This is a genomic window from Mesorhizobium sp. RCAM 05104 (assembly GCF_059683645.1).
Map to the genome: position 1 here is coordinate 934,415 of NZ_CM185033.1, position 20,492 is coordinate 954,906.

A 20,492-nucleotide genomic window follows, 5' to 3' on the forward strand; every position below is an offset into this window, starting at 1 on the left:
GGGCGCCCGTCAACACTTAGGTCACCAACCTTTCAGCCACCTTTCAAGGCAACCGGGAAAGTCACCGCAAACCTAGGCGTTCAATCCCAGCACGTCGTGCATGTCATATTCGCCGGGTACACGCCCCGCCACCCAGAGGGCGGCGGCGATGGCGCCGCGGGCGAACATGATGCGGTCGCCGGCCGAATGCGACAGGGTCACGGTCTCGCCCTCGGCGCAGAAGCTGACGCCGTGCTCGCCGACGATGCTGCCGCCGCGTAGCACCGCGAAACCGATTTCGCCTGCCGGCCGCGCGCCGGTGAGGCCGTCGCGGGCGCGCCTAGCGACGGTGTCCAGTTCGATACCGCGACCGCCAGCCGCGGCTTGCCCAAGCATCAGCGCCGTCCCCGACGGTGCATCGATCTTGTGGCGATGATGGGCCTCGACAATCTCGACATCCCAGTCATCGCGGTCGAGTGCTCTCGCCGCCTGCTCGACCAATCCAGCCAGCATGTTGAGCCCGAGCGAAAAGCTGCCGGAGCGCACGATGGCGATGGTTTTCGCGGCATCGGCGATGGTGGCCAACTCGGCAGCATCGAAGCCGGTCGAGCCCATGACCAGTGCTGGCCCGCCATGGCCAGCGCAAGACCTGGCCAGATCAGCCGATGCCACCGGCGTGGTGAAATCGATCACCACATCGGCCATGGCAAGCGCCTCGTCGCGGCTCACCAGCCCTTCGCCAACGATGCCCGGCCGGTGGAAACGGGCGACGAGCGCCAGCCGCGGATCGGCCTGGACGGCATCCACCATCTGGCGGCCCATGCGGCCCAGCGCCCCGGCTATGGCGATCCTGATCGGCGGTTGGGACATGGGGCTATCCCTTGCTGCTATTTCCACATGCCGCGCATGCGCGCGCCAATGTCGACGCGCACCTCGGGTCGCGGCGCCCTGCCCTGTGCAGCTTGCGCGCTCGGCCACGACATCTGCTGGAATGCAGCGAGGATCGAAGCCGGGATGAAGCGGGTGCGCGAGGCATAGAGGTGGCGGTCGCCTCGTGCCGCCTGGCCGTGCGGAAAGAAGCGCTGCGGCATGACCAGGCTGAGATTGTCCTTGGCCCTTGTCATCGCCACGTAGAGCAGGCGGCGCTCCTCGTCGATATCCTCCTTGGTGCCGACGCCGAGATCGGCCGGAATACAGCCGTCGACCGTGTTGAGCACAAAGACATTCTTCCATTCCTGGCCCTTGGCCGAGTGGATGGTCGACAGGATCAGATAGTCCTCGTCGCGATGCGGCGGGCCGGCCTGATCGCTGGTGGCGTCCGGCGGGTCGAGCGTCAGTTCGGTGAGAAACCGTTCGCGCGAGGCATAGCCCGAGCCGATCTGCTCGAGCTGCAAAAGGTCCGCGCGCCTGGTCGTCGCGTCCTCATGAATGCGTTCCAGATGCGGCTCGTACCACAGCCTGACCTGTTCGAGGTCGGCCGGCCATTTGGCGCCGGCTCGCAGACCGGAATAAAGCGCGACAAAACCCGGCCAGTCGTCCGCCGCGCGTTGCGGCGGGCGCCAGCCGGCAAGGCCCATCGCCTCGTCCAGCGCCGACGTCATCGTCTCGACGATCTGCGCGGCAGCCGAAGGGCCGATGCCTGGCATGAGCTGCAGCACACGGAATCCGGCGACACGGTCGCGCGGGTTTTCGGCAAAACGCAGCACCGCCAACACATCCTTGACATGAGCGGCATCGAGGAACTTCAGGCCGCCGAACTTGACGAAGGGAATGTTGCGCCGCGTCAGTTCGATCTCCAGCGGGCCGCTGTGGTGCGAGGCGCGAAACAGCACCGCCTGTGATTTCAACGCCGTGCCGGCCTCGCGCTCGGCCAGGATGGCATCGCAGACGAAGTTGGCCTGCTCGACCTCGTCGCGCACGGTCACCAGTCTTGGCTTGTCGGATGATTTGCGCTCCGACCACAGGTTCTTCGTGAAGCGCTCCGAAGCCTCGCCGATCACCGCATTGGCGGCGGCCAGGATGGTTTCGGTCGAGCGATAGTTGCGTTCCAGCATCACCACATCGGCGGCCTGCGCGAACTGTTTCGGGAAATCGAGGATGTTGCGCACCTCGGCGGCACGGAATGAATAGATCGACTGCGCATCGTCGCCGACCACCGTCAGCCCGGCGCCGTCGGGTTTCAGCGCCATGAGGATCGACGCCTGCAGCCGATTGGTATCCTGGTATTCATCGACCAGCACATGGTCGAAACGCCCGCTCAGATGCGCCGCTATTTCAGGCTCGGCCGCCATCTGCGCCCAGTAGAGCAGCAGGTCGTCGTAATCGAGCACATTCTGCGCCTGCTTGGCTTCGACATAACCGGCGAACAGCTGCTTCAGCTGCTCCGCCCAGCCAACGCACCAGGGGAAGGCGGACCCCAACACCTCGTTAAGCGGAGCCTGCGCATTGACGGCACGCGAATAGATGGCAAGGCAGGTGCCCTTGGTCGGAAAGCGCGCTTCCGTCTTCGAAAATCCCAGCTCGTGCCGCACCAGGTTCATCAGGTCGGCGGAATCCTCGCGGTCATGGATGGTGAAGGCCGGGTCAAGGCCGATCTCCAGCGCATAGTCGCGCAGCAGCCGCGCGCCGATGCCGTGAAAGGTGCCGGCCCAGGTCAGCGCATCCGCGATCACCGCGGCATCGCGGCCGAGCACCTCGCCGGCGATACGCTCGACGCGCCTGGCCATTTCGGATGCGGCGCGGCGCGAAAAGGTCATCAGAAGGATGCGGCGCGGGTCGGCACCCCTGACGATCAGATGGGCGACGCGGTGCGCCAGCGTGTTGGTCTTGCCCGAACCGGCCCCGGCGATGACCAGCAGCGGTCCGCCGATCTTGCCGTCGCCGTGCTCGACGGCCTGGCGTTGGGCATCGTTGAGCCGGCCAAGATAGGCCGGCTGGACGGTCGGCTCCCGAAAGGACGAATCAGGGGTGGCGAGGTTCATCGCCCATCAAGCATCGTTTCTGCTTTGTTCGCAACGTCGATGCGAGGATGTACTCGCGCAGACTCGGGGCCGACAGATCGCCCCTAGCGTTGGGGATCGACCCCCATCGCCGCCGACTGCCGGCGCAAAGCTTCACGATCATATTGCGATGGCGGAAGCAGCAGCGGGTCGATTGTATCGGGCACGTCGTCGATCATCTGCCGGGTGATGCGGTACGTGACATAGGCCAAAGCGCCGGCGATAAGCAGACGAAACATGGTTGCATACTCCATTGGAACAGGACCAACCCGAGGGGACGGCATTTGGTTCCCTCGCCGAGTATCCAGGCTGCGTGATGTTGATCGAGAGCCGCAGCGACCGCCGCTAATGCTCAGCCCGTTCCGGTATCTGGGCGATGCATTCCTCGAGACGCTCCAAGCGGAACTTTGCATTGCGAAGTTCGTGTCCGGCTTCAAACCGCCGATGACGTCCCTGAGGTGTGGCCGCCATCAGGTCGCGCTCCAGTTCGGCAATGCGCGCACGCACCTGCCGGGCCTCGTCCTGGCGCAACGCCTTGATCCATCCACGCCCACGCATTGGTCTTCCTGCCAAAACCCCAGAAGGCATGCCCGGGTCATGCCAGAGAAATCCTAATTTCCCGCAAGTCCAAAAACTCTAAATTTAACTTTCGCTAATTTAGCGTCAGCAACGGGGCCGCTTCGGGAAGAAGGCCGGCGCCGCTTGGGAGGTGAAGGCGCCGGCCGAGCGGATATCAGGTCCGCCGCACAGCGGAGGATAGCTGAGTCTTGCCCCCAGGTCATGGCGGTTGTGATTGCCTACCGCCTTTCTGAGGCAGGTTGGGCCAACGGCGAGCGGTGCCTGGCGATCAAACCGCGATCATCTGCCGCCTTCCAGTCTCTGCCTGGCCACCGCGACATGGAAGTTCGTGCCGAACAACAGCCCGTCATCGTTGAAGTCGTAGCTGGAATTGTGCAGCGGCGCGGAGGCTTCGCCATTGCCAAGGAAGACGAAGCAGCCAGGCACATGGTCGAGGAACCGAGCGAAATCCTCCGAGCCGGTCATCGGCTCGCGGGCGACGGCGATGTTGCCGGGCTCGAAGACGCTTTTTGCTGCGGCAAAGGCCTGCTCCACCAGTTCGGCATCGTTGCGCAGCGGCACGAATTCGCGGCTGTAATTGACCTCGGCGGCGACATTGTATGCGGCAGCGATGCCGTCGGCGATGATGCGCATCTGCCGCTCGATCTCGGCGCTGACCTCGGGGCGGAAGCTGCGTGCGTCGCCAAGGATGCGGGCAAGACCGGGCAGTGCGTTGCGGGTGCCGTCGGTGATCAGCTCGGTCACCGAAACCACGGATATGTCGGCCGGGCTCAGCCGGCGCGAGACGATGGTTTGCAGATTGGTGACCAGTGCGCATGCGGCAACCAGCGTTTCATGCCCCGCATGCGGCCGCGCCGCATGGCCGCCAAGCCCCTTCAGCACGATCTCGAAATTGTCCTCGGCCGACATGATAGGGCCGGTGCGCGTCTCGAAATGCCCGACGGGCAGGCCGGGCATGTTGTGCAGGCCAAAGATCTCGTCGAAGGGAAAGCGCTGCATCAGGCCATCGTCGAGCATGGCCAGCGCGCCCCTGCCCCATTCCTCGGCCGGCTGGAAGATGAACCGCACGGTGCCGTCGAAGCCGCCTTCGCTGGCCAAGACTTTTGCCGCACCGAGCAACATGGTGGTGTGGCCGTCATGGCCGCAGGCATGCATGATGCCGGGGTTCTGCGAGCGATAGGCGGCCGCCGACTGCTCGGTAATGCTCAGCGCGTCCATGTCGGCCCTGAGCGCAATCGCCCGATTGCCGCTGCCTCGCTTCAACGTGCCAACGACACCGGTTCCGCCGACCCCCTCGGCGACATCGTCGAGGCCGAATTCGCGCAGCTTGGCCGCGACGAAGGCTGCGGTGCGCCTTTCCTCGAAGCCGAATTCGGGATGCTCGTGCAGGTCACGCCGCCAGAGAACCATCTCTTGCTTCAGCGCATCACGATCGAACTCAGACATTCTTCTTCCCCTCCTGACCTAGCTTGCAAGTTGGGTGACGACATCAAGCAGAATGTTGGCGCCGGCGACAAGCTCGGCATCTTCGGTATGCTCGCGCGGATTGTGGCTGATGCCGCCGGCGCTCGGCACGAAGATCATCGCTGCCGGCGCGATACGCGCCATCATCTGCGCATCATGGCCGGCACCGGACGTCATACGCCTGGCGCCAAGACCGCGATTTCTCGCGGCGACCTCGATTCGTTCGACGATCCGGACGTCGAACAGCACCGGCTCGAAGCGGGCCAACCGTTCGACCGAAACCGTCACATTCTCGGCGGCAGCAAGCTGCTCGAGATAACTGGCCAGCGCCGCCTCCGCCGCCCGCAGGCGCTGCTCGTCGGGATCGCGCAGATCAACAGTAAAGACAGCGCGCGAGGGAATGACGTTGATGGCATTCGGCTCGAAACGGATAGAGCCCACGGTGGCCACGGTCGGGGCATTCGAGCCCTTGGCCCGGTCGCGCAGGAAGGTGATGACCCGGGCCGCGGCATGGCCGGCATCGCTGCGCATCGACATCGGCGTGGTGCCGGCATGGTTTGCGACGCCGTCGATGGTGATACGCTGCCAGGAAATGCCTTGCAGATTTTCCACGGCACCGATCGGCACGCCCTCACGCTCCAGCACCGGCCCCTGCTCAATATGCAATTCGAGATAGGCGTGCGGCTTGAGAAAGCCAGGCTCTTCGTCACCGGCATAGCCAATGCGGGCAAGCTCCTGCCCGAGCACGCTGCCATCGGTGCCGACAGCCGCAAGCACGGTATCGACGCCGATGCCGCCGGCATGGACCAGCGAGCCCATCATGTCGGGGGTATAGCGCACGCCCTCTTCGTTGGTGAAAGCGGCGACCGCGATCGGGCGCGACGGCAAAAAGCCGGATGCCTTCAGCGTCTCGACCACCTCCACCCCGGCAAGCACGCCGTAGCAACCGTCATAGATGCCGGCGTCTATGACGGTATCGATGTGCGAGCCGATGAGCAGCGGCGCCTGCCCGGCATTGTCCGCGCTTTGCCAGAGGCCGAAGATGTTGCCGACGCGGTCGATGGCGACATCGAGCCCGGCCTGCCGCAGCCAGCCGGCGAACAGGTCGCGGCCCTGCTTGTCTGCGTCGGAAGCGGCCAGCCTGGTTAGTCTGTTTTGATCATCACGGCCGACGGCGCCGAGTTCACGGATACGGCCAAGCAGGCGCGGCGCGTCGACCGCGATCACGACAGCGTTCCGGCAAGCAGTTTGCCGGCCAGCACATCGGCCGGGCTCATCCCAACCAGCTCGGCATAGCGATGCGGATCGGTGGCACCTTCGGTGTTGATCACCAGCACCCGGGATCGGCCGTCGAGCCCAAGTGCGACCTTGTTGTTGGCCACTGCCCGGATCAGCCCGGCAAGACCGACGCCGCCGCTTTCACCGGCGACGATCACCGGATCACCGTCGCTCGGCTGGGCCAGCCGCCGCATCGCCGCGATGGCGTCGTCCTCATCCACGGTCATGAAGGCGTCGGCGGCACGCGCCAGCACGCGCCAGGCAACCGGCGAGGCCTCGTAACATTCGAGCATCGCCATCACTGTCGGCTGGTCGTGCGCGACCTTGACCGGATGCCCCGCCATTGCGGCTGCGACGATGCATGCGGCACGCGCGGGCTCGACCACGATGAAAGTCGACCTGGCATCGCCGAGCACGATGGCCAGATGGCCGGCCACCGCAGCGGCTATGCCACCAACGCCGGCCTGCACGAAGACGTGAGTCGGCGGTTCGGCGAGCTGGCGCAACGCTTCGCGCACGATCGTCGTATAGCCCTGCATCACCAGGCCGGGAATGCGTTCATAACCCGCCCACGAGGTGTCGGAGACCACGGTCCAGCCTTTCTCGGCCGCGACGCGCGCGGCTTGCCTGACCGAATCATCATAGTTGCCGTCGACGCGGACCATCTCGGCGCCGTAGCGGGCGATCGCTGCTATGCGTTCATCGCTGACGCCGGCGTGGACGAAGATCGCCGCCCTGGCACCGACGAGTTGCGCGCCTTGCGCGACCGAGCGGCCGTGATTGCCGTCGGTGGCGCAGGCCACCGTCATCGTCGCGGCGACGGCCCGAACATCGGGACGATCGAGATCGGCCACATCGATGGGCCGGCCAAGCGACCGGCTGGCCTCTTCCAATACCAGCCGGAAGACAGCATAGGCGCCGCCCAGTGCCTTGAAGCTGCCAAGTCCGAGGCGAAAGCCCTCATCCTTGACATGCAATGCACCGAGGCCGAGTTCAGCGGCCAGCGTCGGCAGGGCATGCAGCGGCGTTATCAAGTGATTGTCGCGATGAGCCAGAAAACGCTCGACGGTGTCGGCCCCGGCGACCCCCAGGGTTTCGGCATCGACCGGATCGAGCGGCTGGCGGTGCATTGCATTGTGATTGAGCAGGAACACTGGTTGCCTCCTTGGCGTCTGGCGAGAACATATTGCAGGACCGGCGCAAAGAGCGCTGTAATACGGCCCTCGAAATGCAAGTTTGTTTCGTCAGGATATGTTCCCTTGCCAGCATCGCCGCCCTCGCTCGACAGCTTCGATCTCGCCATCCTTGCCATCCTGCAACGGGACAACACGACGCCGCAGCGGCTGATTGGCGAAGCGGTGAACCTGTCGGCGCCGGCTGTGCAGCGCCGCATCAAGCGCATGGAACAGACCGGCGTCATTGCCGGAAATGTCGCCGTGGTCGAGCCGGCGGCGGTCGGCCAGCCCATCACCATCTTCGTCGAGGTGGAGCTGGAGAGCGAGCGCACCGAATTGATCGACGCCGCCAAGCGGCAATTCTCGGAAACGCCTGAAGTGCAGCAATGCTACTACGTCACCGGCGAAGCCGACTTCATCCTCGTCCTCACCGTGGCCGACATGGGCGCCTATGAGGCGCTGACGCGAAAACTGTTCTTCGACAGCAACAATGTCCGGAAATTCCGCACCTTCGTGGCCATGGACCGCGTCAAGGTAGGGCTGACGGTGCCGTTGCCGGATTGAGCCTTGCCGGCAGGGCAGGTCCTGCCATGCTTTTGACATTCTCCGGACGCGAATTGAGGTGGGAGGCGCGCTTGGACGACACCACACCCGTTGCGATCATCGGTGCCGGGCCGGCGGGCCTGGCCGTTGCCGCATGCCTGCGACAGGCCGGCGTCGACTTCATCCTTTTTGAAAAAGAGCGGCAGGCCGCACCCGCGTGGCGGCGCCACTATGAGCGTGTCCATCTGCATACGACCAAGCGCTATTCGTCCCTGCCCTTCGTGCCCTTCCCGAAGCACTATCCACGTTATGTGCCGCGCGATCTCTTCGTCGAATATCTCGATGCCTATGCGCAACGCTTCGACCTCAAGCCCCGCTTCGGAGAAACAGTCAAAGCCGTCACCCGGGACGGTCGCGGCTGGCGTGTGGACGCGACATCCGGGCCGTTGCGGTCCAGGCATGTGGTGATCGCATCAGGCTACAATGCCGAGCCCTTGCGGCCCGGATTTGCCGGCATAGACACCTTCACCGGCAAGACGCTGCACAGCGCCGACTATCGCAATGCCACGCCTTTTGCCGGTCAGTCGGTGCTGGTCGTCGGCATGGGCAACACCGGCGCGGAGATTGCGCTTGATCTGGCGGAAAACGGCGCAAAGCCGACGCTTTCCGTGCGCGGCGGCGTTCATATCGTGCCGCGCGAACTGTTAGGCGTTCCCATCCAGATGGTCGGCATGGCGGCGCGCCTGGGGCCGCAACGCTTCAATGACGTCCTCTTCCCCATCATCCTCGACCTGGTGCTGGGCAGGCTGGAAAAATATGGGCTTAAACGGCCGAGACAGGGACTGCTGGAACAGATTGCGATTGCATCGCGCATTCCGGTGATCGACGTGGGCACCATCGGCAAGATCCGCGAGGGCGCGATCAAGATTGCCCCCCATATCGCCGAGATCTCGGAACGCGGCGCCCGTTTTGCCAACGGCAAACACAGCGAATTCGACGCGATCATCTTCGCGACCGGTTTCCGGCCGGGCTATGCCAGATTTCTCGAGCCAGGCATCCAGCCGGACCGTAGTGGCGTTACCGCGCAAGCTTCGGATCTCGGCCTCTACCTTGTTGGTTTCCACAATGCAGTCACCGGATTGCTGCGCGAAATCGGGATCGAAGCCCAGGCGATCGCCGACGACATCCGCCACCGCCAGAACAGAAAGAAGGCGGCCGAAATCCTGCCGGTATAGTCGACCCGCAGGGCTTCGCCCAGCTCAACTTGCCTTGCGCAGCCAGACCTTGTTGTCGTGGAAGGCAGCACCGCCATAGGGCGCCGGTGCGTCGGCCCCGGTCAGCACGTTGATGCCCTCGCCGCGTTCATGGGCGCTGTTCGGCCAGATACCTTCGGCGATCACGACGCCACGCTTGATGCCATCGAACAGCTTTGCGTGCAGCACCACCTCTCCGCGCCCGTTGCCGACCTCGACACGGTCGCCATCTGTCAACCCTTGCGCCGCAGCATCGTCGGGATGGATAAGCAATTCTGGACGGCCCTCCTTAGCCTTCGAAACCGGTGTCTCCGAAAAGGTCGAATTGAGGAAGTTGCGTGCCGGCGAGGTCGTCAGCCGGAACGGATGCGCCTCGTCCGCCACTTCAATCAGGTCGACATGATCGGGAAATTCCGGCAGTCGCGCCACCGGCCCGAACAGGCCCATGCTCTTAGGCGGCCGGTTGGGTGCGGCCTGCCCGGTCCAGTCGGCGCGGAAGCGGAACTTGCCATCGGCATGGCCAAAGCCCTTGATGAAGTGCGCGGTCTCGAAATCGGGCTGCAGGTCGACCCACTTGTCTTCCTTCAAGCTTTCGAAGCTGCCCAGCCCGCGCTTGCCCAGGATGATGTCGATATGCTGCTGTTCTGTCAGGCCGAAGCCCGGGCGGTCCGCGACGCCAAGGCGCTCGGCCAATTCCTCGATGACGAAATGGTTGGTGCGAGGCCCCTCCGGCGGGTCGATCAGCTTGGGACCGAGCGTAATGTGCTGGTTGCCGCCACCCTTGTAGACGTCGTCATGCTCTAGGAACATCGTTGCCGGCAGCACGACATCGGCGAGTTTTGCCGTGTCGGTCATGAACTGCTCGTGCACGCAGGTGAACAGGTCGTCGCGCAGGAACCCCTGCTTCACCAGCCGCTGTTCCGGCGCGACGTTGGCCGGATTGGTGTTCTGGATCAGCATGGCCGTTACCGGCGGGCCGCCATAGAGCGCGTCAGGGGCGCCGGTCAGCACCGGGCCGATGCGCGAATGGTCGAGATAGCGGATCGAGGGATCGCGCATCTTCGTGCCTTCCAGCACATCCTGGTTGAGCTTGAAGATGCCGGAATTCGAGTGGAAGGCGCCGCCGCCCTCATACTGCCAGCAGCCGGTGACCGCGGCGATGGAGGCGGCCGCGTGCATGTTGACCGAGCCATTGCGCTGGCGCGCAAAACCATAGCCGAGGCGGAAATAGGTCTTCTTCGTCGTGCCGACGAGGCGGGCGAAGGCCTCGATCTCGGCGACCGTCAAACCGGTGATATCAGCCGCCCATTCGGGGGTTCGGGTCTGAAGATGCGCTTCGAGTCCCTTCGGGTCGTCGGTGTATTTTTCCAGATAGGCGCGGTCGGCGAGGCCTTCCCTGAACAGCACATGCATGACCGCACAAGCCAGCGCGCCATCGGTTCCGGGCCTGAGCACCAGGCCGAGATCGGCCTGCTTCATCGTAGCGTTCTCGTAGACGTCGATGACGACGATCCTGGCGCCGCGTTCCTTGCGCGCCTTTATGGCGTGGGTCATCACATTGACCTGGGTGACCACGGCATTGGTGCCCCAGATCACCACACAGTCGGATTTCGCCATCTCGCGCGGGTCCGGTCCACGCAAGGCGCCGGCCCCCATCATCCAGCCGGTCCAGGCCAAATTGGTGCAGATCGAGCCGAAGAAGCCGGAATATTTCTTGGCATGGCGCAGCCGGTCTATGCCGTCGCGCTGCACCAGCCCCATCGTGCCGGCATAGTAGTAGGGCCAGACCGTCTCCGAGCCGTATTTTTCCTCGGCCGCAATGAATTTTTCGGTGACGAGGTCGAGCGCGGCTTCCCAGCTCGCTTCTTTCCAGACGCCGTCGCCCTTGGCGCCCGCCCGCACCAACGGCTTCAGCAGGCGGTCGGGATGATGGACGCGGTCGGCGTAGCGGGCAACCTTGGCGCAGATGACACCGGCCGTGTAGCTGTTGGCCTTGGCGCCATGGACGCGGCCGATGCGGTTCCCATCGAGCAGCTCGACCTCGAGGGCGCAGGTCGACGGGCAATCATGCGGGCAGGCCGAATGGCCGATCCTGAGCTTGGCGTGCTGGTTCATGGGGCGAGGTTAACCGGTTCCGAACGTGGCGTGTAGGGCCAGATTTGCCCATAGACCGCCTTTCGGGGATGCCTTTTCTACCCGATGGGTGGCGGCGCATTGCAAGCACCGCATCCCGCACAGCGTATGTGGCGCTGCTTGCTTCGATCCATAGTTCCATCGACATCGATGGCCTCCGGTGTCGATTACAACCCAACGGCAATCTCCTGGATAAAATCCAGGAATGCCCTGACCTTGGCCGGGGGCAGATGGCGTGATGGGTGGTAGGCGTAGAGTGGGTAAAGCTCTTCCGACCACTCCGGCAGGATCGGCACGAGGTCTCCCCGTGCCAGAAACGGCGCCAGGCCGATGGCGAGGCTTTGGAAAATGCCTTGGCCCGCGACGCAGGCCGTTACCGCGACGGAAGGATCATCCAGCACCAGACGGCTTGGGATCTTGACCTCGACGATCTCCCCGCCTCGGTGAAACTCCCATGGAAAAGGGAGGCCGGTCTGAGGATCGCGGAAGAGAAGCGCCTCGTGGTGGACGAGGTCGTGCGGCGATCGCGGCTCGCCGTGCCGTTCGAGATAGGCCGGCGCCGCAACCGTCAGAATCTGGGCTTCCAGGAGCTTGCGCACGATAAGGGACGATGCGTCGGGCGGCCCGAAGCGTATCGCCACGTCCACGCCACTCATCATCTCCTCGCGATAGTTGCTGGTCAATAAATCCAGCACGAGCAACGGATAACGGGCGAGGAACCGCTGCAGCCCGCCTGCGAGCACCGTGCGTGCGAACCACGGGTCCACCGATACGCGCAGCCGGCCGCGCACCGCCACCGCCGCGCCCGCGGCCTCGGCCGCAGCCTCATCCAAGCCTGCGAGCAGCGGCATCACCTGCGCATGGAAGCGCCGGCCTTCCTCGGTCAGACGGATCTCGCGTGGATTGCGATCAAAGAGCCGCACGCCGACCCGGGCCTCCAGACGCGCGACGGCCCGACTCACCCCCGATGGCGTCAGGCCGAGCACCTCCGCGGCACGGGCGAAGTTCCCGGCCTCCGTGACCGCTGCCAGGACCCCGACGCCGGTGAGAAGCCGCGTGTCGAAAACCATTCGATCTCCCTTGCACTGCACCCCGATGACAAAGAGTGGTGATTTTTTATCATCATAACACTGATTTTAATGCGCGTGAATCACTGGATGGCGAGACGTACAAGCATGGCGTCACCGCAGTGCCGGCCGAGAGAGGCTGAGCAGGTCGGATTTCCTTCGATCCGGAAAGGAGTTAGCCATGAATCACCTCACACGCAGAACGATGCTTCAGCGCAGCGGAATGCTGGGGGCCATCCTGGCTCTCGACGCGGTCAGCCCCGCTCTGGCCAAGACAATACCAGCCGGTTCGTCGACGCGATTCAAAGCGATCGACGCCGCCCTGCGCGAAGGCGTTTCGAAGAACGACGTGGCCGGCGTGATCGCCGTCGCGGCGACGCCGAAAGGCATGGTCTATGAGGGTGCCTTCGGCAAGGCGAACACTGCAACGGGGGCGCCGATGACGCTCGATACGGTGTTCTGGCTGCTGTCGATGACCAAGGCTTTCACGGCTACGGCCTGCATGCAGCTGATCGAGCAGGGTCGCCTGAATCTGGACGACGACGCGGCGAAATACCTGCCTGAGCTGGCCTCGCCGCAGGTCCTCGTCGGCTTTGCCGAGGATGGAACGCCGCGACTGCGGCCGGCCAAGCGCGCGATCAAGGTGCGCCATCTGCTGACGCATACGTCCGGCTACACCTACTCGATCTGGAGCGAGGCCCTGACCCGCTACGAGAAGGTGACGGGCATGCCCGACATCGCGACCTGCAAGAACGCCGCCTTCACCGCCCCGCTCGAATTCGAACCCGGCGAACGGTGGGAATACGGCATCAGCATGGACTGGATCGGCAAGCTGGTCGAAGCGGTGTCCGATCAGTCGCTCGAAATCTACTTCCGCGAGAACATCTTCGCGCCGCTCGGCATGAAGGATTCAGGATTCCTGATCGGCACCAAGCAGAAACAGCGCGTCGCCACCTTCCACAACCGCCAGGCCGATGGCGGGCTGGAGCCGGCGCCCTTCGAGATGCCGCAACGGCCGGAGTTCTTCATGGGCGGCGGCGGTGCCTTCTCGACGCCGCGGGACTATGTGGCCTTCCTGCAGGCGCTGCTGAACGGCGGCGCGCTGCATGGCGTGCAGAATCCTGCGTCCGGAGACGGTTGCCATGATGATGCAGAATCAGATCGGCGAGTTGAGCGTCCAGGAGATGCGCTCGGCGCAGCCGTCCTATTCCCGCAGCTTCGACCAGTTCCCGCAACAGCCGCATAAATGGGGCCTGTCCTTCGACATCAACACGCAGCCGGGACCGAATGGGCGCTCCGCCGGCAGCATCTCCTGGGCAGGTCTGCTCAACTGCTACTTCTGGCTCGACCCGGTGAAGCACGTCACCGGCGCGCTCTTCACCCAGGTCCTGCCCTTCTACGACGAGCGGGTCGTCGCGCTCTACGGCGCGTTCGAGCGCGGTCTCTATGCCGGGCTCGCCTGAACCCTGGCGATCAACACCAACGTTTTGGAGAACCACCATGTATGCAATCACCGGAGTAACCGGCAAGGTCGGCGGCGCGCTCGCGCGCAGCCTTCTCGCCGAGGGATTGCCTGTCCGCGCTGTCCTGCGCGACGCGGCCAAGGCGGCGGAGTGGAGACGTCGCGGCTGTGACGTCGCCCTGGCCGAGATGGACGATGCGGCAAGCCTGGCCTCGGCCTTCAGGGAGGCCGCGGGCGTCTTCATCCTGCCGCCCTCCGAGTTCGATCCGGAACCCGGCTTTCCCGAGGCTGTGCGCGTCATCGCGGCCGTGACCGCTGCCTTGGCCGAGGCGCGTCCCGGCAAGGTGGTCTGCCTGTCGACCATCGGCGCTGACGCGCCGTACGAGAACCTGCTGACCCAGCGCACGTTGATGGAACAGGCGCTGGACGGGATCGGGCTTCCGGTCACCTTCCTGAGGCCCGGTTGGTTCTTGGAGAATGCGCTCTGGGACATTCCCTTGGCGCGCGACGAAGGCGTGCTGCGCAGCTTCCTGCAACCGGCCGACAGGCCGTTGCCGATGGTCGCGACGCAAGATGTCGGGCGCATGGCCGCCGTGCTGCTCCAGGAAAATTGGATCGGGACGCGGGTCATCGAACTGGAGGGGCCTGTCCGCGTCTCGCCCAACGATCTCGCCCGCGCCTTCGCCACGGTGCTGGAGCGCCCGGTCAAGGTCGAGACGGTGCCGCGCGAGAGCTGGGAGCAGATCTTCCGTTCCCAGGGTACGCAAAATCCGTTGCCGCGGATCCGGATGCTTGACGGCTTCAACGAGGGCTGGATCGAGTTCAGCGACCAAGGCCGGTCGGCGATTAAAGGGACAATGACGCTCGATAGCGTTATCGCCAACCTCGTCGCGGCGAGCCGGGCAGCCACCTGACACGATCACGATTGGGAGACCATGATGGAATCAATCATCACGCAGGGCGTTGCGATCCCGCGCCTTGGCTTCGGCACGTTCCGCATGCCGGGCGACGACGCCCAGCCGGTCGTAGAGAGCGCCATTGCGCTCGGCTACCGGCATATCGACAGCGCGGCGATGTACGAGAACGAGGCCGCCGTCGGCGCCGCCATAGCAGCGTCCGGCGTAAACCGGAACGAGCTCTTCGTTACGACGAAGGTATGGCACGACCAGCTTGCGCCGGATGCGTTGCGCCGGGCCTTTGACGCCAGCTTGGGCAAGCTTCGGCTCGACCATGTCGATCTTTACATGATCCACTGGCCATCCAAAGACTTGGACATCAAGGCGACGCTGGAGGCCTTGATGTCGCTGCGGGAGCAAGGCTTCACGCGTGCGATCGGCGTGTGCAACTTCAACCTGCCGATGATGCGTCGCGCCGTGGAGGAGATTGGCGCGCCGATCGCGAGCGTCCAGCTCGAATACCATCCATTCCTGTCGCAGGACCGCATGCTGTCCTACCTGCGGGGCAACGGCATCCCCTTGACAGCCTACGCGCCGCTGGCCCAGGGCCGGGCCGCGAGTGACGCAACGCTCGCTGGCCTCGGGCGCAAGCATGGCTACAGCGCCGCGCAGATGGCCATCGCCTGGCTTTTGGACCAGGAGGGCGTCATCGTGATCCCGAAAGCTGCCCGCCCCGAAAGCCAGAAGTCCAACCTCGATGCGCTCGGCATCCGGCTTGACGATGAGGATCGCGCGACGATCGCTGCTCTGCCGAAGGACCAGCGCTTCGTCCGGCCACCCTTCGCACCTGATTGGGATGCCGCCGCATGAAATTGCGGCATGGGCTGGCGCTGTGATCGGTCCCAGTCTCGGTTTCCGGCAGGGTCGGCCGCCCTACTCCGCCGTGCCTTCCTCATATTCGGCCGACATGGTCAGCCATTTTTCCTCGTGGCCGGCCAGTGTCTGGGCGAGCTGCGAGCGCTCCTTGGCCAGGCGCGTCGCGGTCGAGGGATCCTTTTCATAGATCGCCGGGTTGGCCAATTCGTCCTCGATGCCGTCGATGCGCTTGCGGATGCGGTCCATCAGCGCTTCGGTGGCGCGGATCTCCTTGGCAAGCGGCTCGAAGGCGGCACGGCGCTGGGCTGCATCGCGGCGGCGGTCGGCTTTTGATGCCTTGTCGGCCTCGCGCTTGCCGCGGCGGTCGCCGGACACGCCGGTGACCAGCGTCTTGTAGTCTTCCAGGTCGCCATCATAGGGATTGACCGCGCCGTCCTTGACCAGCCACAGGCGGTCGGCCGTCGCCTCGAGCAGATGGCGGTCGTGCGAGATCAGGATGACAGCCCCGGGGAACTCGTTCAGCGCATGAATCAGCGATTCGCGGCTGTCGATGTCGAGATGGTTGGTCGGCTCGTCGAGGATGAACAGGTTCGGACCCTCGAAGGCCGACAGGCCCATCAGCAGCCGCGCCTTCTCGCCGCCCGACAGATCCTTTGCGGCGGTGTTCATCTTCTCGGTGGTGAGACCAAACTGGGCAACGCGGCCGCGCACCTTCGATTCCGGTGCCTCCGGCATTAGCCGGCGGACATGCTCGTAGGCGTTTTCGTCAGGCCGGAGATCGTCGAGCTGGTGCTGGGCGAAGATCGCCACTTTCAGCCCCGGCGCCACTGTCATGGTGCCGCTCTCCGGCTTCAGCCGGCCGGACAGCAATTTGGCGAAGGTCGACTTGCCGTTGCCGTTGGCGCCCAGCAGCGCAATGCGGTCATCGGCGTCGATGCGGAGCGTCATCTTCTTGAGGATCGGCTGCCCCTCGGTATAGCCGACACTGACATTGTTCAGCGCGATGATCGGCGAGGCCACCGTCTTGACCGGCACGGGGAAGGAGAACGGCCGAACCGTGTCGTTGACGATGGCCGCGATCGGCTTCATCCTCTCCAGCGCCTTGATGCGCGACTGCGCCTGCCTAGCCTTTGAGGCCTTGGCACGGAAGCGCTCGACGAAGGATTCCATGTGCTTGCGAGCGGCTTCCTGCTTGACGCGGCCCTTCTCCTGCAGCTCTTTCTGCTCGGTGTACTGGCGCTCGAACTGATCGTAGCCGCCACGCCAAAAGGTCAGCTTCTTCTGGTCGAGATGAACGATCGAGTTGACGGCGCGGTTGAGCAGGTCGCGATCGTGCGAAATCAGCAGCACCGTGTGGGGATACTTCGACACATAGTTTTCCAGCCACAGCGTGCCTTCGAGATCGAGATAGTTGGTCGGCTCGTCGAGCAGCAGAAGGTCGGGCTCGGAAAACAGCACGGCGGCGAGCGCCACGCGCATGCGCCAGCCGCCGGAAAAGGACGAGGCCGGACGCCGCTGTGCCGCGTCGTCGAAGCCGAGGCCGGCCAGGATGGTTGCCGCGCGTGACTCGGCGGAATGCGCATCGATATCGGCCAGCCGCATATGGATGTCGGCGATGCGGTGCGGATCGGTGGCGGTTTTTTCCTCTTCGAGCAGCGCGGTGCGTTCGAGGTCGGCCTTGAGCACGATCTCGATCAGCGGATCCTCGGTGCCCGGCGCTTCCTGCGCCACCTGCCCGATGCGCGTACTCTTGGGCAGGCTGATCGACCCGGTCTCGGACGGGAAATCGCCGGTAATGGCCTTGAACAGCGTCGTCTTGCCGGTGCCATTGCGGCCGACAAGGCCGGCCTTGGTGCCGGCCGGCAAGGTCAGCGAGGCATGGTCGAGAAGCAGGCGTCCGGCCATGCGGAGCGAAAGGTCTGAGATAACAAGCATGGCGGCGCTTTTGCACCGGACATCAACGCTTCGCAAGGCCTTGCGGGCCAGTTGGCCGCACAAGGCCTGAAAACGAGGCCTGCAACGGCGCCGTCAGGGTAGCCGTTCAGTGACTTGCTACGGCCAAAGCCGCGCTCAGGCTCAGGCAGTAGTCTTGCGCTTTGCCTTGGTCGCGGCGGGCGGCGCGGCCGGCTTGCGGCCAAGTCCCGTCGATTTTGCCAGCGCCGACCGTGTTGCCGAGTAGCTTGGAGCAACCATCGGATAGTCCGGCGGCAGCCCCCATTTGGCCCGATAATCGTCCGGGCTCAGGCCATAGTCGGTCCTGAGGTGCCGCTTGAGCGACTTGAACTTCTTTCCATCCTCAAGGCAGACGATGTAGTCGGGAAACACCGACTTCTTCGGGTTCACGGCCGCAACCAGGCTTGGGCTTTCCGTGACGGCCGCACCGGCCAGCTTCCGAACCGAGGCGCTGACGCTGGCAATCAATTCAGGCAAGCCGGAAGCCGGAAGCGGATTGTTGCCTACATAGGCCGAGACAATATCGGCCGTCAGCTCGATAACGGTCTTATCATCGATATTTGACAAATCTTTCACCCTATCTGCGACAAAGTCATCCACCCCTGCGAAGACTTATGCCGACATATGTCTCTAACCGCGTCCCCCAACGGACCGCCAAGTCTCAACAAGGAATCAAGACTCGCAGAAGATGTTTTCATCGAAAATCGACGTCGCGCAAATTAGAAAATCTAATACTTCGCGGAAGCAGACTTGGCAGTTGGGCTGTCGGTCAATATCTCAAGAATACGCTTCCAGCGGGCGCAACGTCCGAAATCCTTTTGCTCTATCGCCTTTTCGGCCTTCATCGCGGCGTAGAGCGGCGCCTCGGCACCAAACTCCTTGATCAGCCAATGCGCTTCCTGCCTGGCGAGACGTTCATTTTCGTCAAACATGGTTTTCGGCCTCCGAACGTTCCATGCCGACCGCGACACAACTGCCGATGACGAGGACGGCTCCGACAATGGCGGTCATCGTCATCCGCTCGCCGGACAGGGTCAGCAGCAGCGTCGAAGCGATCGGGGTGAGATAGGCGACGACCGCGACCTTGCCGCTGCCTTCGAGCTTCAGGGCGCGCGACCAGAAATAGTAGCCCAACCCCATCGGACCGGCGCCCAGATAGAGCCCGAGAGCCAGATCCGTGCCAGAGGGCCAGGCGACGCCGTCGCGAGCGCTCCACAAAAACGTCAAGGCGACACCGAACAGCGACGACGGCAGCAGCAAGCGATCCGGCGAAGCGGCAACCCGTCCCACCATGACCGAATAGAAAGCCATGCACAGCGCAGACCCGAATGCCGCGAGATAGCCGACCAGATCGCCCTGGAGCCAGGACTGGTCGCGCCCTCCCGAAATCACCAATGCAACGCCGACGAACCCCAGGATCGCGGCAAGGCCCAACAATACCGGTCGCCGCGGATTTTCGAGCGCGATCACGGCCGCCGCGACCATCAACGGCCAGGTGTATGCCACCAGATTGGCCTCGATCACCGGCATCGAAGCGAAGGCCAGGTATTGCAGCACCATCGTGCCGACGAGGCCGATGATGCCGACGCCGATCGGCGCCAATCCCATCCAGGCGGCGGCGGGTGCGCCCGGTGCTGCGTTTCTTTGCGGCGCGTCTTCCCGGTTCATCAACCAGATGACAGCGAAGACAAGTGCCGCTCCCGAAAACTGCAGGAATTGCACCTGCGATACCGGGTGACTTGCCAGCAGGGATTTGCCGACCAACGCATTGGTCGACCACAAAGCCACCGCGCCGGCGGCGAAGGCCAGCGCGGATATCGATCCTGATCCATGCCGAAAGAATCGGCTTGGGGCTCTATCTTCCTGTTTGACCATGATCTTGTCCGAAAACCGGTTCCCACTTTTCGGGATCATGGGCCGTTACCATGATTCCCTGGCTCCGCCCGGAACCGACGCCTCGGGCGCCACCGGAACGGGACGTTCCGCCTCGAACTGGCGATAGGCTGGCAACTGGTTGGTCCACACATCCTCGGCCAGCTCGTTGACCCATTCGCGGTCGAGATCGTTGTCGGCGGCAAGATAGAACATCCGGTTGTCGTCGACATAGGGCTTGGCCACGGAGCGCTGGTTGAGCACCAGCGTGACGCGCTCGCCGAACCGGATCGGCGCCGTGCGATGCAGGACACCAAGGAACTGCCCGAGCGTGGCATAGTTCATCTTGTGGTCGATGCGCATGACACGGTTGCGGGGGATCTCGCGGCCGGATTCGAGGATGGCACGGCCGGTTTCCGAGTCGTCGCAGTAGATTTCGAGATGGCCGCCGACCAACGGATTGCTGATCGACAGCGGAATGAGCTCGGTGACGGGAACGCCGTCACAATGCCATTCGACCGCGCCGTCCTTCGGGTTCATGAAGGTGACGGTCGAACCGACGATCGACAGCGGATAGGGCTCCAACTTGGTGCCCATCATGTCGGACAGCCGCTCCAGGCGCAGCTTGTCGTGCAGCAATTCCTTGATTTCAGGGATGAAACGGTCGGCGCCGGTGATGAAGGTCAGATCGAGGTGCTTGTGCACCGCATGGCTGGCCTTGAGCTTCAAAGCGGCCTCCTCGATAGCGGCAAGCAGTGCCGGGTCATAGCCGTGAAGATACTGCGCGACGCCGAAGCTCGACACTTTCCAGGCGGTTTCGTGGCCGATGATGGCTTCGCGGCTCATCGCATAGCGCAGTTCGGGAATGGTATGGGCGTTCATTGTACTTCTCCAGGTGGGGGGCAAACACTTGGTAAACAGTTGATTAAATTAGCGGCCCCTGTAAAATTAGGAATGCTGGTG

At 63.9% G+C, this 20,492-nt stretch carries 20 protein-coding genes; 6 read left to right on the forward strand and 14 right to left on the reverse strand.

The genetic code is table 11. From position 1 onward, the window contains the following. Positions 1 to 72: 72 nt before the first annotated feature. The 7 genes from dapB to AC56QP_RS05030 form a co-directional block, all read right to left on the reverse strand. Positions 73 to 849 carry a 4-hydroxy-tetrahydrodipicolinate reductase gene (gene dapB / locus AC56QP_RS05000; RefSeq protein WP_489860682.1) on the reverse strand — a complete coding sequence of 259 codons (777 nt, stop codon included), beginning with the start codon at positions 847 to 849 and terminating at the stop codon, positions 73 to 75. Positions 850 to 866: 17 nt separating this feature from the next. Next, positions 867 to 2,960, reverse strand: a complete 2,094-nt coding sequence (locus AC56QP_RS05005; protein ID WP_489860681.1) for an ATP-dependent helicase — start codon at positions 2,958 to 2,960, stop codon at positions 867 to 869. Positions 2,961 to 3,043: 83 nt separating this feature from the next. Next, entirely contained in the window at positions 3,044 to 3,217 is a 174-nt protein-coding gene (locus tag AC56QP_RS05010; protein WP_489860680.1) for a hypothetical protein, read from the reverse strand. Between the two features lie 106 nt (positions 3,218 to 3,323). Beyond that, entirely contained in the window at positions 3,324 to 3,536 is a 213-nt protein-coding gene (locus AC56QP_RS05015; protein WP_091577256.1) for a hypothetical protein, read from the reverse strand. Positions 3,537 to 3,836: 300 nt separating this feature from the next. After that, positions 3,837 to 5,003: a M20 aminoacylase family protein gene (locus AC56QP_RS05020; protein WP_489860679.1), complete on the reverse strand. Its 1,167-nt coding sequence runs from the start codon at positions 5,001 to 5,003 to the stop codon at positions 3,837 to 3,839. A gap of 18 nt (positions 5,004 to 5,021) precedes the next feature. Next, positions 5,022 to 6,248: a Zn-dependent hydrolase gene (locus AC56QP_RS05025; protein WP_489860678.1), complete on the reverse strand. Its 1,227-nt coding sequence runs from the start codon at positions 6,246 to 6,248 to the stop codon at positions 5,022 to 5,024. Continuing rightward, positions 6,245 to 7,453, reverse strand: coding sequence for a diaminopropionate ammonia-lyase (locus tag AC56QP_RS05030; protein ID WP_489860677.1), 1,209 nt, complete (start codon positions 7,451 to 7,453; stop codon positions 6,245 to 6,247). Before AC56QP_RS05030 ends, AC56QP_RS05025 begins: the two co-directional genes overlap by 4 nt. 105 nt (positions 7,454 to 7,558) lie before the next feature. Here AC56QP_RS05030 and AC56QP_RS05035 point away from each other — a divergent pair, with 105 nt between their 5' ends. Continuing rightward, positions 7,559 to 8,038, forward strand: coding sequence for an Lrp/AsnC family transcriptional regulator (locus AC56QP_RS05035; protein WP_091577249.1), 480 nt, complete (start codon positions 7,559 to 7,561; stop codon positions 8,036 to 8,038). Between the two features lie 26 nt (positions 8,039 to 8,064). Then, complete coding sequence (locus AC56QP_RS05040; RefSeq protein ID WP_489860676.1) at positions 8,065 to 9,252, forward strand: flavin-containing monooxygenase; 1,188 nt, start codon at positions 8,065 to 8,067, stop codon at positions 9,250 to 9,252. A 24-nt stretch (positions 9,253 to 9,276) separates the two neighbouring features. On the opposite strand, the gene AC56QP_RS05045 is transcribed toward AC56QP_RS05040, so the two are convergent. Together AC56QP_RS05045 and AC56QP_RS05050 are read right to left on the reverse strand one after the other, a co-directional pair. Beyond that, positions 9,277 to 11,385 (reverse strand): molybdopterin-containing oxidoreductase family protein, encoded by a 2,109-nt coding sequence (locus AC56QP_RS05045; protein ID WP_489860675.1) that lies wholly within the window; start codon positions 11,383 to 11,385, stop codon positions 9,277 to 9,279. A gap of 185 nt (positions 11,386 to 11,570) precedes the next feature. Continuing rightward, on the reverse strand, positions 11,571 to 12,473 hold the full coding sequence (locus tag AC56QP_RS05050; protein WP_489860674.1) for a LysR family transcriptional regulator: 903 nt from the start codon (positions 12,471 to 12,473) through the stop codon (positions 11,571 to 11,573). Between the two features lie 178 nt (positions 12,474 to 12,651). Between AC56QP_RS05050 and AC56QP_RS05055 the strand changes: the two genes are divergently transcribed. From AC56QP_RS05055 to AC56QP_RS05070, 4 genes are read left to right on the forward strand one after another with little or no spacing between them, the layout of a single operon-like run. Next, entirely contained in the window at positions 12,652 to 13,716 is a 1,065-nt protein-coding gene (locus AC56QP_RS05055; RefSeq protein WP_497109023.1) for a serine hydrolase domain-containing protein, read from the forward strand. Beyond that, positions 13,613 to 13,933, forward strand: coding sequence for a hypothetical protein (locus AC56QP_RS05060; RefSeq protein ID WP_497109024.1), 321 nt, complete (start codon positions 13,613 to 13,615; stop codon positions 13,931 to 13,933). Before AC56QP_RS05055 ends, AC56QP_RS05060 begins: the two co-directional genes overlap by 104 nt. A gap of 37 nt (positions 13,934 to 13,970) precedes the next feature. Continuing rightward, the gene (locus AC56QP_RS05065) at positions 13,971 to 14,846 is read left to right on the forward strand and encodes an NmrA family NAD(P)-binding protein (RefSeq protein ID WP_489860672.1); all 876 of its coding nucleotides are present in this window, start codon (positions 13,971 to 13,973) and stop codon (positions 14,844 to 14,846) included. 24 nt (positions 14,847 to 14,870) lie between these two features. Continuing rightward, positions 14,871 to 15,698, forward strand: a complete 828-nt coding sequence (locus AC56QP_RS05070) for an aldo/keto reductase (RefSeq protein ID WP_489860671.1) — start codon at positions 14,871 to 14,873, stop codon at positions 15,696 to 15,698. A 63-nt stretch (positions 15,699 to 15,761) separates the two neighbouring features. Here the strand turns inward: AC56QP_RS05070 and AC56QP_RS05075 are convergent, their stop codons facing one another. The 5 genes from AC56QP_RS05075 to AC56QP_RS05095 all read right to left on the reverse strand — a co-directional run bounded on the left by AC56QP_RS05075 (position 15,762) and on the right by AC56QP_RS05095 (position 20,411). Then, entirely contained in the window at positions 15,762 to 17,639 is a 1,878-nt protein-coding gene (locus tag AC56QP_RS05075) for an ABC-F family ATP-binding cassette domain-containing protein (protein ID WP_489860670.1), read from the reverse strand. 141 nt (positions 17,640 to 17,780) lie between these two features. Next, positions 17,781 to 18,224: a Ros/MucR family transcriptional regulator gene (locus AC56QP_RS05080; RefSeq protein ID WP_489863680.1), complete on the reverse strand. Its 444-nt coding sequence runs from the start codon at positions 18,222 to 18,224 to the stop codon at positions 17,781 to 17,783. Positions 18,225 to 18,385: 161 nt separating this feature from the next. Then, entirely contained in the window at positions 18,386 to 18,589 is a 204-nt protein-coding gene (locus tag AC56QP_RS05085; protein ID WP_256749676.1) for a hypothetical protein, read from the reverse strand. Further along, a complete protein-coding gene (locus AC56QP_RS05090) occupies positions 18,582 to 19,532 on the reverse strand; it encodes a DMT family transporter (RefSeq protein ID WP_489863679.1) in 951 nt (316 codons plus the stop codon). The genes AC56QP_RS05085 and AC56QP_RS05090 overlap by 8 nt, the downstream gene beginning before the upstream one ends. 45 nt (positions 19,533 to 19,577) lie before the next feature. Continuing rightward, positions 19,578 to 20,411 (reverse strand): hypothetical protein, encoded by an 834-nt coding sequence (locus AC56QP_RS05095; RefSeq protein WP_489860669.1) that lies wholly within the window; start codon positions 20,409 to 20,411, stop codon positions 19,578 to 19,580. Between the last annotated feature and the right edge of the window lie 81 nt (positions 20,412 to 20,492).